Source organism: Plantactinospora veratri (assembly GCF_036421995.1).
GTDB classification, from domain to species: Bacteria; Actinomycetota; Actinomycetes; order Mycobacteriales; family Micromonosporaceae; genus Plantactinospora; species Plantactinospora veratri.
The window spans coordinates 14,604-30,016 of the sequence record NZ_JAZGQL010000012.1 but is presented as its reverse complement, the minus strand read 5'-3'; the positions used below and the strand labels follow the sequence as shown (position 1 = coordinate 30,016).

Sequence of the window (15,413 nt, the reverse complement as noted above, 5' to 3'; positions counted from 1 at the left end):
ACCGGGACACCGGGATCCGGCGCGGCCCGGCGCTCACGACCGGAGCTGCCGGATCTTGTCGCGGGCGACGGTGGCCAGGGTGGCGATCCGGTGCGGCTGCCCGCGCAGGAACGCCTCGGTGAACTCCTTGGCCTGCTCGTAGCGGATCCGGCCGGGCATCGGCGGCTCGTTCGGGTTGACGGTGCAGTCGACCAGCGCCGGCCCCGGGTGCGCCAGCGCCGTCCGGACCGCCTCCGACACCTGCCCCGGCTCGGTCACCTTGATGCCGTACCCGCCGCAACTGCGCGCCCAGGCGGAGAAGTCCGCCGCCGGCTCCCGGTGCCGGACGGCGTACTCGGGATAGCCGAGCAGGATCTGCTCCCAGAGGATCTGCCCGTACGAGTTGTTGTTGTTCACGATCACCTTGACCGGCAGGTCGTGCCGGACGGCGGTGAGGAACTCGGCCATCAGCATCGCGAAGCCGCCGTCCCCGACGTACGCGATCACCTGCCGGCCGGGGAAGGCGAGCTGCATCGCGATCGCGTACGGCAGGCCGCACGCCATCGTGGCCAGGTTGCCGGAGAGGTGGTAGTCGCGGCCGCCCCGGATCGTCCAGTACCGGGCCGACCAGGTGGCGACGGTGCCCGAGTCGCAGGTCAGGATCGCGTCGTCGGCGGCCAGTTCGTCGACGCACCCGATCAGGTACTGCGGGGCGACCGGCCGCCGCCCCGGGTCGCGCAGCACGGCCATCTCGGCCCGCCACCGCGTCGCGGCACCCTGGTACTTCTCCAGGAACGACCGTTCGGCGGCCCGGTCCAGCAGTGGGAGCAACTGGCGCAGCGCGGTACCGGCGTCGGCGGAGATCGCCACCTCCACCGGCAGCCGCATGCCGATCTGGCTGGCGTCCTGGTCGATCTGCACCACTCGGACCCGGTCCGGTGCCGGCAGGTAGCTGCGGTACGGGAAGCAGGTGCCCACCATCAGCAGGGTGTCGCACTCCTCCATCAGTTCCTCGCTGGGCCGGGTGCCGAGCAGTCCGAGGCCCCCGGTGGTCAGCGGGTGCTCGTCCGGCACCACCTGCTTGCCGGGCAGCGTCTTGACGATCGGCGCGCCGAGGCGGTCGGCGACGGCCAGCACCTCGTCCCGGGCGTCCCGGGCGCCGACTCCGACCAGCATCGCGACCTTCCGGCCCTCGCCGAGCACCCGGGCGGCCCGGTCGAGTTCGTCGGGCGCGGCCGGCACCGGCGGGTACGAGAACACCGGGCTGCTCACCGGCGGTGCGCCGGGACTGACGTGCCGGTACGGGTCGGTGCCGGCCTCGGCCACCGAGATGTCGTTGGGGAAGCTCAGGTGTGACACGTTCCGCCCGGCCAGGGCGCTGCGGATGGCGATGTCGACGACTCCCGGCACCTGCTGCGGGTTCGTCACCATCAGGTTGTACCCGGCGACGTCGGCGTACAGCTGCGTGGCGTGCACCTCCTGCTGGTACTGCGAGCCGAGGACCGAGGTCTCCTGCATGCCGGTGATCGCCAGTACCGGTACGTGGTCGAGCTTCGCGTCGTAGAGGCCGTTGAGCAGGTGGATGGCGCCGGGGCCGGAGGTGGCGACGCAGACCCCGAGCCGGCCGGTCGCCTTGGCGTAGCCGGTGGCCATGAAGGCGGCCGCCTCCTCGTGCTGCACCAGCACGAACCGCAGCCGCTCCCGGAGCCGGCGGAAGCCCTCCATCAGCCCGTTGATGCCGTCGCCGGGCAGGCCGAAGATGGTGTCGACCCCCCAGTCGCAGAGCCGGTCGGCCAGCGCCTCTCCGACGATCTTCCGCATCGCTGATCCTCCCGTTGCCGTCCCCCGGCGACAGACCGATTATTCCGGCAAACCAGAAGAACCGTCATCAAACCGGGTAAGTCAGATCCAACCGGCGGACGCGGTCACCGACGACGGCAGTAATTTCACCAATACCCGCATCCGGGTCGCATCGGTAGGTTCGAATCGCCCCAGGACGTGAGGAGAGGCCGTGACGGTTACTGTGTCCCAGCTCGGCGACCGCGTCGGCTCGGCACCGGCGACCCCGCGGTACACCATCGACACCCTCGCCCGGCTGGTCGGGATGTCACCGCGCAACATCCGGGCGCACCAGGCCCGCGGCCTGCTCGCGCCGCCGGCCCGGTACGGCCGGACCGCCTACTACAGCGCCAGCCACGTACGCCGGCTGGAGAGCATCAAGTCGCTGCAACGGCAGGGCTTCAACCTGGTCGCCATCGAGGCGATGCTCGGGGTACGCCAGCCGGCGCCGCCGCCCGCCGAACCGCTGACGACCGCGCTGAACCGGCTGGCCACCGAGCAGCCCGCCCTGCTGCACAGCCTCGCCCGGCACGGCGTGCTGGTACGCGCCCAGGACGGCACGGTCACCGCCGCCCGCCCCCGGGCCGTGCAGCCCGCACTCGACCTGCACCAGGCCGGCGTACCGGTGCTGGCCGCGCTGCGGCTGCTCGGCGAGGTACTGGACCGGCTCCGCCCGGTCACCGACGAACTGGTGCCGGCCGCCGGCAGCCGGTTGGCGCGGCTGCGCCGGACCGCCACCCCGGCCCCCGCCGGACAGCAGCCGGAGAACGAAACAGCCGCACTGGTCCCGGGCCTGACCCGGCTGCTCAGCGAGGCGTTCCGGGTCGTCGCGGAGAACGCCTGCACGGCGGCCGCGGCCACCAGCCCAACCGGCCCGGAGGGCATCCCGACCCTCCACCTCGGCCCGGACCGGCCTCCGACCGCCCACTCCGGTCCGGACCGGCCCCCGACCGCCCACCTCGACACCGGTCAGGCCGCGGACCGCTGACCGCCGTCACCCGCCGCCTGCCCGCCGTCGGGGCGCGTAGCGGGCCGGAGTGGTGCCGAGGTGCCGGACGAAGTGCCGGTGCAGGTGTGCCTGGTCGTGGAAGCCGACCGCCACGGCCACGCTCGCCGGTCGCTCCCCGGCCAGCAGCAGCCGGCGGGCCCGGTCGACGCGCCGGCCGGTCAGGTACGCGTGCGGTGGCAGGCCGAAGCTGCGGGTGAAGCACCGGATCAGGTGGCTGGGATGGGCGTTCAGGATCGTCCCCGCCTCACCCAGGGACATCCCGACCGAGATCCTGGAGTCCAGCAGTTCCCGCAGCCGGGCGGCCAGCCGGTCCGACCGGCCACCCGGGGCAACCGGTCCGGGCGCGTCGAGATGCTCGTGCAGCCGTTCCCGGATCAGGGCGAGCCGGGACTCCGCCTCGAACGCATCGCCGGGATGGCCGAGCGCGGTGTGCAACTGGTGGATCCGGTGCCGCAGCAGCCCGTCGTCCAGGACCGGGCCGTCCACCGCGCTGCCGGCCAGGCGCTCCGGCAGTACGGTCGTGTCGAGATAGAGGACCCGCTTGCGGAAGCCGGCCGGGGTGACGGTCCGGCCGTCGTGGGTGACGCCGGGCGGCAGCAGCAGCACGGTGCTCCCGGCGGTCATCCCGTGCCGGTGCCGGTCGAGGGCGAAGTCGACCGATCCGCCGTCGAGGATCATCAGGTCCCAGGTGTCGTGGGTGTGCGCCGGATAGGCGTGCTCGGTGAAGTGCGCGTGGAAGACCTCGGCGATCCCGGGCACCGGCGGACGCCAGGCGCTGATCGTCGTACCGGGCCGCTCGGCTGCCATGTCAGGAACGTACAAGACCGGCGCGGCGGGGTGCGACACGCTCGGTGGCGGGTCCGTCGGCCGCCGCCGACGGACCGGCCGGAACCTCCGAAGGGCGTACGCGTGTCCGAGTCTCCCGTACCCGTCAACCTGGCCGAACGACTCGCCCGGTTCAGTGATCTATGGGCGCAGAAGAAGGTGGCCGACCTCAACGACTACGAGATCAAGCTCGCCAAGCTGAAGGGCGAGTTCGTCTGGCACCGCCACCCGGAGACCGACGAACTGTTCCTGGTGCTCAGCGGCCGGCTCACCATCAGGCTGCGGACCGGAGACGTGGTCCTCGGCCCCGGCGAGCTGTTCGTGGTGCCCCGGGACGTCGAGCACTGCCCGGTGGCGGAGGAGGAGACCGCGATCCTGCTGGTCGAACCGGCCGGGACCCTCAACACCGGTACGGCGGGCGGACCGCTGACCCGGGCTGCGGAGACGCTCGACGTGACGGCCGGCGGCGTCACCCCCGGGCCAGCAGACTGACCAGGGCGGTACGGGAGGTCACCCCGAGCTTGCGGTAGATCCGCATCAGGTGCGCGTCCACGGTACGCGGGCTGATCTGGAGCTGCCGGGCGATGGCCCGGGACGTGGCGCCGGTGACCGTCAACTCGGCGACCTCCCGTTCCCGCCCGGTCAGCAGCGACAGCGGATGCGTCGCGTCCGGTGCCGCCCCGGCCCGCTCCGCCGGCACGGCACGCCGGGACAGCCGGGCGGCCAGCCGGCGCTGCGCCCGGTCCGCCTGACCGGCCAGCCAGCGCGCGCCGCTGGCCGTGAAGAGCCGCTTGGCCCGACCGAGCTGTTCGCGGGCCGACCGCGGATCCCCGGTCGCCGCGCGCGCCTCGGCGAGCACCATCCGGGCCTGCCCCTCGGGCACCGGCATGCCGGCCGCGCCCAACTGGTCGATCGCCGGCACCACCTTCGGCACGGCGTCACCGGGGGCGCCGTGCGCCAGGGCCAGGGTCGCGCCGGCCATCCCGACCAGCCCGAGCCGTCCGGGCAGGTCACCGGCGGCGTCGGCGGCCCGGGCCAGCCAGCGGCGGGCCTGCGGTGGCAGCGCCGCCGGCCCCTCCGGCGCCGATCCGGGCCGACCGGCTCCGGCGGCGGCGAGCGCCCGCACGACCAGGACACCCGCCTCGGCCGGCCCGAGGCAGCGGTACGTCTCCGCGTCGGCCAGCAACTCCTGGCAGCCGGCGTCGTCGCCGACCGCCGCGCTCGCCTCCGCCAGGTGCATCCGGACCACCGCCCGGTACAGAGTGGAGCGTGGCGCCGCGCTGCTCCGCAACCGGTCCAGGGCCGGGCGTACGGCGTCCGGCCCGGCGAGCCAGAGCAGCGGCCGGAGTCGTACCGCCGCCGCCAGTGTCGCCGCCTCGGCACCCCCCTGCCACCGGGCGATCTCCTCGGCCTCCTCGGCGTCCCGCAGCGCGTCGTCGACCCGGCCGACCGTGCCGTAGAGCACGGATCGGGCCGCGTAGAGCAGCGGGTGCACGTGGATCCGCCCGTACCGCAGCCCCACCTCGATGCCCCGCTCGGCGTGCGCCAGCCCGTCGTCGACCCGGTCCAGCATCGCCTCGACCCAGGCGAGCAGGGCGATCGCGCCCAGCTCGTCCCGGAGCGCGACGTCGCCGAGGGCGTCGATCATCCGGGCGGCGTACGAGACCCGTAGCCGGGCGGTGGCCAGCGGTTCCCGGGCGACCGCGCAGGTGGCCAGTACGGTGCTGGCGGCGGCCTCGATTCCCCGGTACCCGCCCTGGCGCGCCCGGTCCATGGTCTTGCCGGCGTGCCTGGCCCCGGCCCGCCAGCGGCCGGCGAGCATCTCCGTCACCGCGAGTTCCAGCCGCAGCATCGCCTGCGGCGTGCCGGTGGCGCCGAGCCGTTCCAGTTCGGTGCTGAGCAGCGCGCTGGCCACGTCGAGCCGGCCGGCCAGCCGCTCCAGCACCGCGAGCTGTTCGACCGCCGCGTGCCGGTGTGGGCCGGGGACCGCGACGAGGTCGTGCAGCACCGTCCGCGCCTCGTCGAACTGGCCGGTCACCCCGAGCGCCTTGGCGAAGAGCAGTCGCAGCTCGGCCCGGCGCTCCGATCGGCCGGGGCCGTCCGGCAGCGCCGACAGCGCGACGCGCAGCCAGGCGGCGCTGGTGCTCGGCGCCGTACCCATGGTGGTCATCGCGGCGGTGGCGAGCACCCCGGCGGCGGCCTCGTCGCCCGGCTGGATCGCCTTGGCCAGGTGGTGGGCCCGGAGCGTCAGCGGGGCGCCGCCCTGTTCCAGGTGTGCCGCCGCCCGGCGGTGCGCGGCCAGCCGCCAGGCCGGACCGGCCAGCCAGTACGCCACCGCCCGCACCAGCGAGTGCCGGAAGTCCAGCTTCGCGCCGGCCTGGCGGAGCAGGTCGCGGGCGACCAGCGCGTCGAGTGCGGCGGTGGTGCGTCGCGGGTCGATTCCGGCCGCGGCGGCGACGGTGCCGATGTCGAGGCCCGGCCCGACCACGGCGGTGGCCTGGAGCACCAGGCGTTCGGTCGGACCGAGCCCGCGGATCTCGATCGCCATCGCGCCGTGCAGCGCGCTGGTCACCGGCTCGTCGGGAAAGTCGCCCCGGCGCAGCGCGCCGAGGACCTGCGTCGAGGTGCCGGCGAGCAGTTCCAGATAGAGCGGGTTGCCGCCGCTGACCTGGTGCAGCAGCCGGCGCCGGGACGCCGGCTCGGCCGGCAGCAACTGGTCGACGTCGGCGCCACTGAGCGGGGCGAGCCGGAGCCATTCGGGCAGCGGCGCCAGGTGGGCGAGTTCCTCGGCGAGTCTCGGCGGGCACTGCTCGGACCGGAACGCCAGCACCACCGTCAGCCGGGCGTCCGGCGGATGCCGCAGCAGATAGCCGAGAAACTCGACGGAGGCGTCGTCGGCCCACTGCACGTCGTCGAAGACCAGCAGCGCCCCGGTCGGCCGGGCGGCGGCGGTGACCAGGCTGCGCAACCGCCGGTGCCGCCGGTGCCGCTCGACCGCGGCGGTGGCCGGCCCCGGCCCGCCGGGGTCGCGCGGCGCGAGGGTGTCGAGCGACGCGTGCAGTTCGGCCAGATGATCGGGTACGCCGGCCAGCGCGTCCAGCAGCATCCCGTACGGGAGGGAGCGTTCGAACTCGGTCGCCCGGCCGAGCAGTACCCTGCGGCCCCGGCCGGCGGCCACCTTCGCCAGCTCGGCCACGAGACGGCTCTTGCCGATCCCCGGTTCGCCGTGCAGCACCAGGAACCGGGGCCGTGACCTGTCCTCGTCGAGCAGCGCGACCGTCCGGGCCAGCTCGGCACCGCGGCCGACCAGGGCGGCGACGGCGTGTGCCGCCGCCGGTCGTGGTGCGGCCGTCGGCTCCGACGGCGATGTGACCGGCACCTGCGTACCTCCAGGACATGGGCTGATCCTGGTCCGAGGTAACCGCGTAGACGGTCGTCCATGCCAGAGCGATCGGGCCGAACTATAAGCAGTCATCAGTCCATTGACACCGTAGCGCCGAGAACCTATGGCCGACCGCTCCCGGTACGCATCGGGGCACCGGTAACGTTTCCGCAGCTCAGCGCGGCCGGCCGGGTGACCGCCGGGATCGGCTGCCGGACGGGTGCTGCCGGTGCACGGCGCCCGGCCCGGTTGCGCGGTGTCGCGGATGGTGCCCGCTGCCGGGCACCACCTTCCCGCACTACGGGACGACGGGGTCCCGCAGGTAGGACCCGCCGCGACGGGAGGTCAGCGGCGGAATTTCGCCACCGCGCCCCGGGCCACCCGCATCCCGGCCACCCCGGGCAGCACCCTGGTCACCAGCCCTCGCCCACCCTGGCCGGTCATCCCGGGCATCCGCCGGTCGAGCATCTCCCGGATGCCCTTGCCGGTCATCCCGCCCATGCCGATGCCGGCCAGCCCACGCAGCTGCTTGGTGGCCATACCCTGCACACCCCTGGCCCGGTAGCCGAGCCCGTTCATCCGGTTCAGGATGCCCTGCACCACCTGGCCGGGCTTCTGCTGCTCACCGGCGAACGCGGTGACCACGATCAGTCCGCCGGTCAGGGCCGGAATCACCCACTGCAACACCCGCAACTGCCGCTGCCGCGCGGCGACGCCCGCCGGCGTGCCGTTCTCCGGCGCCGTCGTCGCCACCACCGGTGCCCCGCTGCTCTTCTCCAACTGCATGCCGAGCATCCGGCTGTAGCCTGTCGCTGCCAGTGCCGCCACCGTCAGCCCGGTCTTGACCACGCTCATCCGGCCCACCCCGGCCTGGACGAGCATCCGCGGACTCTCGGTGATCAGCTCACCTGCCGCACCTGCGACATGTGTGCCGATCGCCGCCGCGTTAACCGGCGTCCATTTGGCCCAGCCGGCCGAAGCCACCCCGAGCCGCTGGGTCGAGTCGTTCACCTTCGCCGCCGCGCCGTTGACCCCGATCGCCCCCATCAGCGAGCCGCCGAACCAGGCAGCCAGGCCGAGATCGTGCATCGAGCGCAGTACGGTATGCCGCTCCGACATATGCCAACCTCCGTCGTAGGAGATGCGCCGGGTACCCGCACCGGAGGCTTCCAATCCCGTAACCGGGGCGTTAGTCCAGCACCACGCCGTCGTCGGGTACGCCCAGGTCCTGGATCCGGTAGTCGATGCCGTGCAGCGGCAGGTTCCGGACGAAGAACACCCGCGACGGCAGCCCGCTGGACCGCCGGGCCCCCTGGGTGATCCCGGTGCCGGTGAAGCAGAGCCAACTGATTCCCAGCACCTCCCGGATGAAGTAGTCCGGGCCCCACGGGGTGTACCTGCGCTCCCGGGTGGTGCAGCTCGAATACCACGCCTGCTGGTCGCCGGAGTAGTAGTTGCGGGGCGGTAGGCCGAGCAGGGTGCGTTCCTCGTCGGTCGCCTCGAAGCACCCGGCCCGGGTCGGGTCGGAGAGGATCCGGAACGCCGCCTTCCAGGTCGCCGGCAGCAGGTCCATCTTGCGGCGGTTCAGCTCGTCCAGCTCCAGGGTGAGGGCCAACCAGGGACCGTTGGAGTTGGCGACGTGCTCGAAGGCGTCCCCGATCCAGAGATTGGCGAGGATCTGGCGAAGGGTTCGGTGCCGTTGCTCCTCGTAGTCGCCGACGAAGACGTACTTGCGGCTCTCCAGTCCGAGCCGTCCGGCCGGATCGAAGCCGTCCCGGGGTACCAGCCGGACGGCCCGCTCGACAGGCGTCCGCTCCTCGTACCGGCGCAGCAGTTCGTCGGGTGGCAGCGCCAGCCGATGCCGCAGCGTGCTGCCGAGCCGCTCGGCGACCTGCCGCAGGCCGCCGGTGGCGGTGACCGGGACGGCCTGCTCGAACGGCAACCCGTGTGCCGGCCCGGCCGCCGTCGCCGTCCCGTCCAGCAGGATCGGCACGACCAGTTGCCGGCCGTCCTCGCCACCCGCCGGCTCGACCACCCCGGCTGGTCCCGCCGACGGCTGGTAGGCACCGTCGGTGCCGCCGGAGACCAGCACCAGGGTGACCGACGCCCGGCGGCGTGCGGCGGAGAGCCGACTGTCCCGGTCACCGCCACCGACGGTCTGCGACTGGTCACCGGGTGGCAGGCTCCGGTGGTCGAGAAAGACCCGGAAGGGCGGACTGAGCAGGTCGTACAGTTCCTCCGCGGCGGCGCGGTCCGCAGGCGCGTACGCGATGAAGAAGTCCCAACGGTCCTCTTGGGTCATTCCCCTGCTCCCTCTACACGGCCTCGTCGCCGATCGGGATCGCACCGACGCCTCATCCAAGCAGTCCACCCGGCGTCCGTCGATGTGCACCACCGGCACGTTGGTCGCCGGTCTGCCGACTTTCGCGGCCGGCCCGGAGCCGTTCGTCGGGATCGGTCCAGCCAGCCCGGCTCGCCGGCCGGCGAACCTCGCCGGGCCCGCAACGGTCGACGGGGCACGACCGGGCGCGGGCGGTACGCCGGTTCTCAGCCGGTCGACCCGGCCCGCCAACTCTGCGCGTCGATCCGGTACAGCAGGCTGTGCCGCCCGGTCCCGTCGGCCCGCGAGCCAGCCCGCACCCCGCCGATCTTCTCCACGGCCCGCTGGGAGCGGAGGTTCTCCGGCCCGACCAGGAAGACGACGCTCTCCACCGCGGTGAAGGCGTGCGCCAGCATCAGCCACTTCAGCTCCCGGTTGGCTCCGCCGCCCCAGTGCGACCGGGCGAGGAAGGTCCAACCGATCTCGACCTCGCTCCGCTCCTCGTCGTAGCCGTGGTAGCGCGACGAACCGATGATCCGCCCGGCGCGCCGGTCGACGACGGCCAGCGCGCCCGCGGAGTCCAGCGCGGACCGGAAGAAGACCCGGAACACCTCCTCCCGATACCGGTCGGGCTCCGGATGCTGCACCCAGAGCAGCGGATCGGCGGCGACGGCGTAGAGGTCCGCGAAGTCCTCCGCCCGCAGCGGCCGGACGTCGAGTGACTCACCGGTCAGCCGCGGTTGGCGGTCGAAAGGCATCCTGGACCTCCGGCTTCCGATCAGCGACCCAGTTCCGGTCGGGGCGAACCCGGGTTCGCTCCGACCGGACCATAGCGCCGGGCGGCCCGGTCTGGAGGGCGGAACCGATCCGGGCCAGTTCCGGCCGGTCGACGGGGGTGGCGCGGTAGCCTCCTGACCGGGCGGCGGGATGTCGCCCCGCTGTGCCACACTCCGAGGCTGCGCCTGCACAGCAGGTGGTGAAAACGCCGGCCGCGCCACGCCGGAATCCGAAGAAACACGCCGGAAACCCCCGAAGAAAAAGGAAACTGCCATGCAGCTCGATGTGCTCCAGTCCCAGCGTCAGTTCCACGTCCGGCAGCGGGTCCGGTTCATGGTCAACCAGTACGAGGTGCACGCGGTCAACCCGGACGGCTCCGAGGGTGAACTGCTGGCCTTCGCCCAGCAGAAGCGGCTCGCCTTCAAGGAGCAGGTGACGCTCTACGCGGATGACTCCAAGCAGCAGCCGGTGCTCGGCTTCAAGGCCCGCCAGGTGATGGACCTCGGCGCGACGTACGACGTGACCGACGCCGCCGGTACTCCGATCGGGCTGTTCCGCAAGGACTTCAAGTCGTCGCTGCTGCGCTCCACCTGGCATGTCGAGCAGCCCGGTCTCGGGCAGGCCATCGGTCAGGAGCGCAGCCTGCCGGTCGCGCTGCTGCGCCGGTTCGTCGACTCGCTCTCGTGGCTTCCCTACCACTTCGACTTCACCATCGACGGTCAGCCCGCGTTCTCGGTGGTGAAGAAGTGGGGCCTGCGCGACCGGTACGTCGTCGACGTCCACCTGCCGCAGCTCGACCGCCGGCTGGTCATCGCGATGGCGGTCGGCCTGGACGCGTTGCAGAGCCGCTGACCCGGAAGCCGACCGGGCCGGAGTGCCGGTGGGGCCGGGAGTCGACGTACCGGCCCCACCGGAACAGGCGCGTCCCGTGCGGGTCAGCGTCGGTGGGGACCGTCGTCGTCCGCCGGACCCGGATCGCGGGAAACTCCGACCGGAATTGCTGGACGCTCCGATCGGCCCTGGTCAGCGGCGTGCTGCCAGCGGGGCAGCGTCCGGCACCGGGCCGGAACGGCACCGCCGGGCCGGTACCCGGCTGGCGCGTCACCCCGTCCAGGGGGCAGCATGGCGGGCGTGTCTCAGCCTCCACAACTTGCCGCCGTGCAGGGCCGCGCCCGGGCGCTCCGCGACGGCGGTGACGATCCGGGCGCCAGACGGCTGCTCGCACAGGCACTCGACGCGGCCCGGCCGGCGTACGGCAAGGACCATCCGGAGGTGCTCGGCACGGTCGGGCTGCTGGCACAGTGGCACCGCGAGGCCGACGACCCGGCGGCAGCCCGGCGGCTGCTCGAAGAGGCGATCGTCGACGGTCAGCGCCGGTGGGGCGACGCCGATCCGCTGATGCTGTCGCTCACCTTCGAACTCGGCGCCGTCGCCGAGGAACTGGGCAACCGGCACGAGGCGCGGCGCAACTTCGGCCGGATCGCCTCGCTCGGGGCGGGTGTGCTCGGGGAGGACCACTGGCAGGTCCGGGCGGCCCGGGACTACCTCGGCGAGGCACCCGGGGGCGCTGCCCCGGAACCGGTCGGGCCGCTGTCGGCACCGCCCGCACCACTGTCGGCACCGCCCGCACCACTGTCGGCACCGCTCGCCGGGCCGCCGATGGTCTCGGCGCCACCCGTCACGCCGCCGCTGTCCGCACCGCCGGCCCGACCGGCCGGGGACGGGCTGTTCCGGTCGGCCGCCACCGCACCGGCGTACGGGCCGGCAACCGAACCGGCACCGGCCCGCCCGGTCGAGCCGCAGACCTCGCCGTACGCCCCGAGCGCCGCCGGGCCGACGTCGTCGACGTACCCGCCGTACTCGGCGCAGTCGGTCGCGCAGCTCGAGTCGTACCCGGTGATCGCACCGACCCCGGCCCCCGTGCCGCCGGCGCCGGCCCCCGAGCCGAGCCGGGGCCGCGGCTCGACGGTGGCCGCCGCGGTCGCCGCCGCGGCGGCGGTGGTCGCCGCGATCGTGGTGGTGGTCGCCGTGGTGGTGGACAAGAGCGGGTCGACGGAGCAGGGGCCGACCGACGAGCGCGGCGAGCCGGTCGTCGCCGGTGAGCCGCCGACCGACGTGAAGCTGGTCGACGAAGGCTCGGCGATCACCATCAGCTGGACCGATCCGAGCGGCGGGACGGTGCCGTTCGTCGTCGCGGGCGGCCGGGCGGGCCAGCAGACCAAGCCGATGACTACGGTCGGTGCCGGCGAGACCACGTTCAAGGTGAACGCGTTGAACCCCAAGCTCGATTACTGCTTCTCGGTGCTCGCCGTCTATTCGACCAACGAATTCGCCCCGTCGGATCTTGCCTGCACGAAGCGGGACGGCGCCGGGGCCACGCCACGCTGATCACAATTCGACAACCGTTCCTACCGCATCGACCTGCGGAGACGGTGATGGACACCGGAGCTCATCCACAATTCGCGCCGCGTCTGTCCACAACGGCACGTTGCGGGTACCCGCGGCCAAAGCCCGGGCCCTTATGATGGCACGCGGTTTCGGGAAAGATTCGCTGACGACGGCGGTCGGACACGACCGCCCACGGGGTGGGGAGGCGGCCGGCTGTGGTCACCACAGGCAACGGCTTGACAGGCAGTGACGGGACCGGCGGGATCGAACCCGCCGGTGTGGCGCCGGGTGCGCCCCCGGTCCGTCGCCGGTCCCGGCTCCGGGGTGGACTGGTCACCGTCGCCACGGTGGCGGCGCTGGCCGCCGCTATGGGTCTGACCGTGCTCGGCCTGGGTGCCGCCGACAACGCCGTGGCCAGCTACGACGCCAGTTCCTGGCTGTGGAGCATGACCAAGAGCGAGATGGCCCGGGTCAACGGGGTGACCGGCCGGGTCGACACCCGGGTGCAGATCCCGCAGGGCCGCAACCACCAGATGCAGGTCGTGCAGACCGACCGGCTGCTGATCCTGCGCGACCTGAACACCGGCCAGATCAGCTCGCTCGACCTGGCCACGCTCCAGATCATGGCGACCACCAAGACCACCGCCGGGCTCGGGGTCAACGTGGCCCTGCACGAGGACGCGGCGTTCGTCGTCGACGCCGTGCAGGGAATCGTGCGCCAGCTCGACCCCCGCACGCTGACCCCGGTGGGCCAGCAGATCAACTATCCGCCGGGCATCACCGGCGGCCAGTTCGACGGGACCGGGCGGCTCTGGATCGCCGTACCGAGCGAGGGAACCGTCTCCGCCATCACCGCCGCCAAACTTCCGGAGTCCGACAGCGGCGGCGCGGGCGGCGGCGTCAACCCGGAGCAGATCTTCAGCGAGGCGGTCGCCGACCCGAGCCACGACCTGAAGCTCTCCACCCTGGACGACGGCGTGGCGGTGCTGGACCGGACCACCAGCACGCTCACCACGCTGCGTGGCAAGGACAAGCTGCCGGTCAAGCTGCCGCTCACCGGTCCGGGTGACCTGCCGCCCCGGACCACCGGCCTCCGGGTGCCGGTGACCGTGCTCGACGACCGCAACATCGTGGTGGCCGACAACGGCGCCGTCGGGCAGCAGTTCAGGGTGCCCGGCGCCGGCACCCAGCTCAGTCCCGCCGTCGCCTGGGCGGACCGGTTCTACTGCGCCGACGAGGACACCGGCACGGTCTACTCGTTCGACTCCGCCGGAAAGCTGCTGGAGAAGATCGAGATCCCGGGTGCCAACGGCCCGCTGGAGTTGGAGGTCCGGGAGAACCACCTCTTCATCAACGCGCCGAACTCGGCCGTCGCACGGGTCATTGACGACCAGCACCGGGTCAAGGACGTCAACAAGTACGCCAACGACATCCTCGGCGGGGACCCGCCGCCGAACCCGCCGCCACCCCCGCCGCCGCCGAAGCCGGTGATCAGCAAGCCGAGCGCCCCGAAGTCGGTTACCGCCGCCGCCGGCAACGCCCAGGCCCGGGTGAGCTGGCGACCGGCCGCCGCCAACGGTGCCGCCATCACCCGCTACGTGGTGCAGGGCGCCGGTCGGACCTTCGAGGTGGGTGCCAACCAGCGCTCGCTGGAGGTGACCGGCCTGACCAACGGCGAGACCTACCAGTTCGCGGTGCACGCGGTGAACGCCAAGGGCGCCGGTCCGGCCAAGAAGAGCAACCCGGTCGTGCCGACCTCGGAGGTGCCGGATCCGCCGGCCAGCGTCACCGCCGAGGAACGCCCGGACGGCACCGTGGTGGTCAGGTGGCCGGCCGCCAACGGTCAGGGCTACAAAATCAAGAAGTACGCCGTTACCGCGATCTCGGCCGGCGCCAACGCACCGGTCGGCGAGTCGACCAAGACCGAACTGGTGATCCCGGCCGGCGAACTCGACTACGGCAACCAGTACGCGTTCACCGTCGTCTCGATCAACGAGAAGGGCGCCGGTTCGGTCGCCTCACCGGCCAGCAACAGCGTCGTACCGTTCAGCACCCCGGCCGCGCCGGTCAACCTCCAGGCGAAGACGGTCGCCGGCTCACGCGGCACCGTCTCGATGACCTGGAGCCCGCCGGCGGACAACGGTCGCCCGATCACGAAATACGTCGTCGAGGCGGGCGGCAAGAAGAGTGAGGTCACCGACACCCAGGCCACCGTGGGAGGACTGGGTGACGGGGCGAGCGTCACCGTCCGGGTGCAGGCGGTCAACGAGGCCGGCCCCGGCACCGCCGCCACCGACACCGCCAGGACGGTCGCGGCGCCCCGGGTCACCATCACCGGCACCACCGCGGACGTCACCTCGGTCACGGTCAACTTCACCGTGGAGGACGGCGGCGGCCAGGCGGCCTGTTCGGTGACGCCGGCCGGGCGGGCCAAGGTCAACGGCAACTGCTCCAGCATCCGGGTCACCGGGCTGACCCCCGGCACCAGCTACAGCTTCACCGTGACGGCGACCAACGCGGCCGGCAACGGCACCGACAAGGTCAGCAAGGCGACCGCCGCCGTCTACGGCGTCGCCACCTGCAAGAACGGCTCCTCCGGTGACCAGCGGACGTACTGCAACTCCGACGGTCCGGGCCGCAACGGCAACGAGATCTTCTCGGTGACCCAGCAGGACGACGACCGCCAGGTCGGCTGGGCGAAGCCGGGCACCCGGATCAAGTCGCTCTGCAAGAAGTCCGGTGAAGAGGTCTACGCCTACGTCTACAACGACGACAAGCGCAGCACCTGGTGGGTCCGGATCGAGTGGGACGGTGGCAAGCCGTACATCCCGTTCGCCTGGCTCAACCTCGAGGGGGGCGACAATATCAACGTCCTGCCGACCTGCTGACCGCGT

Annotated in this window: 11 protein-coding genes; 5 read left to right on the top strand and 6 right to left on the bottom strand. The window is 72.8% G+C overall.

The annotated features are described in order from the left end of the window. Window positions 1-33: 33 nt before the first annotated feature. A complete protein-coding gene (locus V1634_RS16985) occupies window positions 34-1,800 on the bottom strand; it encodes a thiamine pyrophosphate-dependent enzyme (protein ID WP_331208805.1) in 1,767 nt (588 codons plus the stop codon). A 190-nt stretch (window positions 1,801-1,990) separates the two neighbouring features. On the opposite strand from V1634_RS16985, the gene V1634_RS16980 reads away from it, so the two are divergent. Continuing rightward, entirely contained in the window at window positions 1,991-2,806 is an 816-nt protein-coding gene (locus tag V1634_RS16980; RefSeq protein WP_331208804.1) for a MerR family transcriptional regulator, read from the top strand. A gap of 6 nt (window positions 2,807-2,812) precedes the next feature. Here V1634_RS16980 and V1634_RS16975 read toward each other — a convergent pair whose 3' ends face one another. Further along, window positions 2,813-3,634 (bottom strand): AraC family transcriptional regulator, encoded by an 822-nt coding sequence (locus V1634_RS16975; RefSeq protein ID WP_331208803.1) that lies wholly within the window; start codon window positions 3,632-3,634, stop codon window positions 2,813-2,815. A gap of 102 nt (window positions 3,635-3,736) precedes the next feature. Between V1634_RS16975 and V1634_RS16970 the strand changes: the two genes are divergently transcribed. Then, window positions 3,737-4,144 carry a cupin domain-containing protein gene (locus V1634_RS16970; protein WP_331208802.1) on the top strand — a complete coding sequence of 136 codons (408 nt, stop codon included), beginning with the start codon at window positions 3,737-3,739 and terminating at the stop codon, window positions 4,142-4,144. On the opposite strand, the gene V1634_RS16965 is transcribed toward V1634_RS16970, so the two are convergent. From V1634_RS16965 to V1634_RS16950, 4 genes are all read right to left on the bottom strand, one after another. Beyond that, window positions 4,122-7,031 (bottom strand): helix-turn-helix transcriptional regulator, encoded by a 2,910-nt coding sequence (locus tag V1634_RS16965; RefSeq protein ID WP_331208801.1) that lies wholly within the window; start codon window positions 7,029-7,031, stop codon window positions 4,122-4,124. The genes V1634_RS16970 and V1634_RS16965 overlap by 23 nt on opposite strands. Window positions 7,032-7,379: 348 nt before the next feature. Then, window positions 7,380-8,153, bottom strand: a complete 774-nt coding sequence (locus V1634_RS16960) for a hypothetical protein (protein WP_331208800.1) — start codon at window positions 8,151-8,153, stop codon at window positions 7,380-7,382. Between the two features lie 70 nt (window positions 8,154-8,223). Beyond that, window positions 8,224-9,336 carry a hypothetical protein gene (locus V1634_RS16955; RefSeq protein WP_331208799.1) on the bottom strand — a complete coding sequence of 371 codons (1,113 nt, stop codon included), beginning with the start codon at window positions 9,334-9,336 and terminating at the stop codon, window positions 8,224-8,226. A 245-nt stretch (window positions 9,337-9,581) separates the two neighbouring features. Further along, window positions 9,582-10,112: a GNAT family N-acetyltransferase gene (locus tag V1634_RS16950; protein ID WP_331208798.1), complete on the bottom strand. Its 531-nt coding sequence runs from the start codon at window positions 10,110-10,112 to the stop codon at window positions 9,582-9,584. Window positions 10,113-10,404: 292 nt separating this feature from the next. Here V1634_RS16950 and V1634_RS16945 point away from each other — a divergent pair, with 292 nt between their 5' ends. The 3 genes from V1634_RS16945 to V1634_RS16935 all read left to right on the top strand — a co-directional run bounded on the left by V1634_RS16945 (window position 10,405) and on the right by V1634_RS16935 (window position 15,407). Then, window positions 10,405-10,983: an LURP-one-related/scramblase family protein gene (locus V1634_RS16945; protein ID WP_331208797.1), complete on the top strand. Its 579-nt coding sequence runs from the start codon at window positions 10,405-10,407 to the stop codon at window positions 10,981-10,983. 279 nt (window positions 10,984-11,262) lie between these two features. Further along, a complete protein-coding gene (locus V1634_RS16940; protein WP_331208796.1) occupies window positions 11,263-12,519 on the top strand; it encodes a fibronectin type III domain-containing protein in 1,257 nt (418 codons plus the stop codon). A 278-nt stretch (window positions 12,520-12,797) separates the two neighbouring features. After that, window positions 12,798-15,407: a fibronectin type III domain-containing protein gene (locus V1634_RS16935; protein WP_331209115.1), complete on the top strand. Its 2,610-nt coding sequence runs from the start codon at window positions 12,798-12,800 to the stop codon at window positions 15,405-15,407. The last annotated feature ends 6 nt before the right edge of the window (window positions 15,408-15,413 follow it).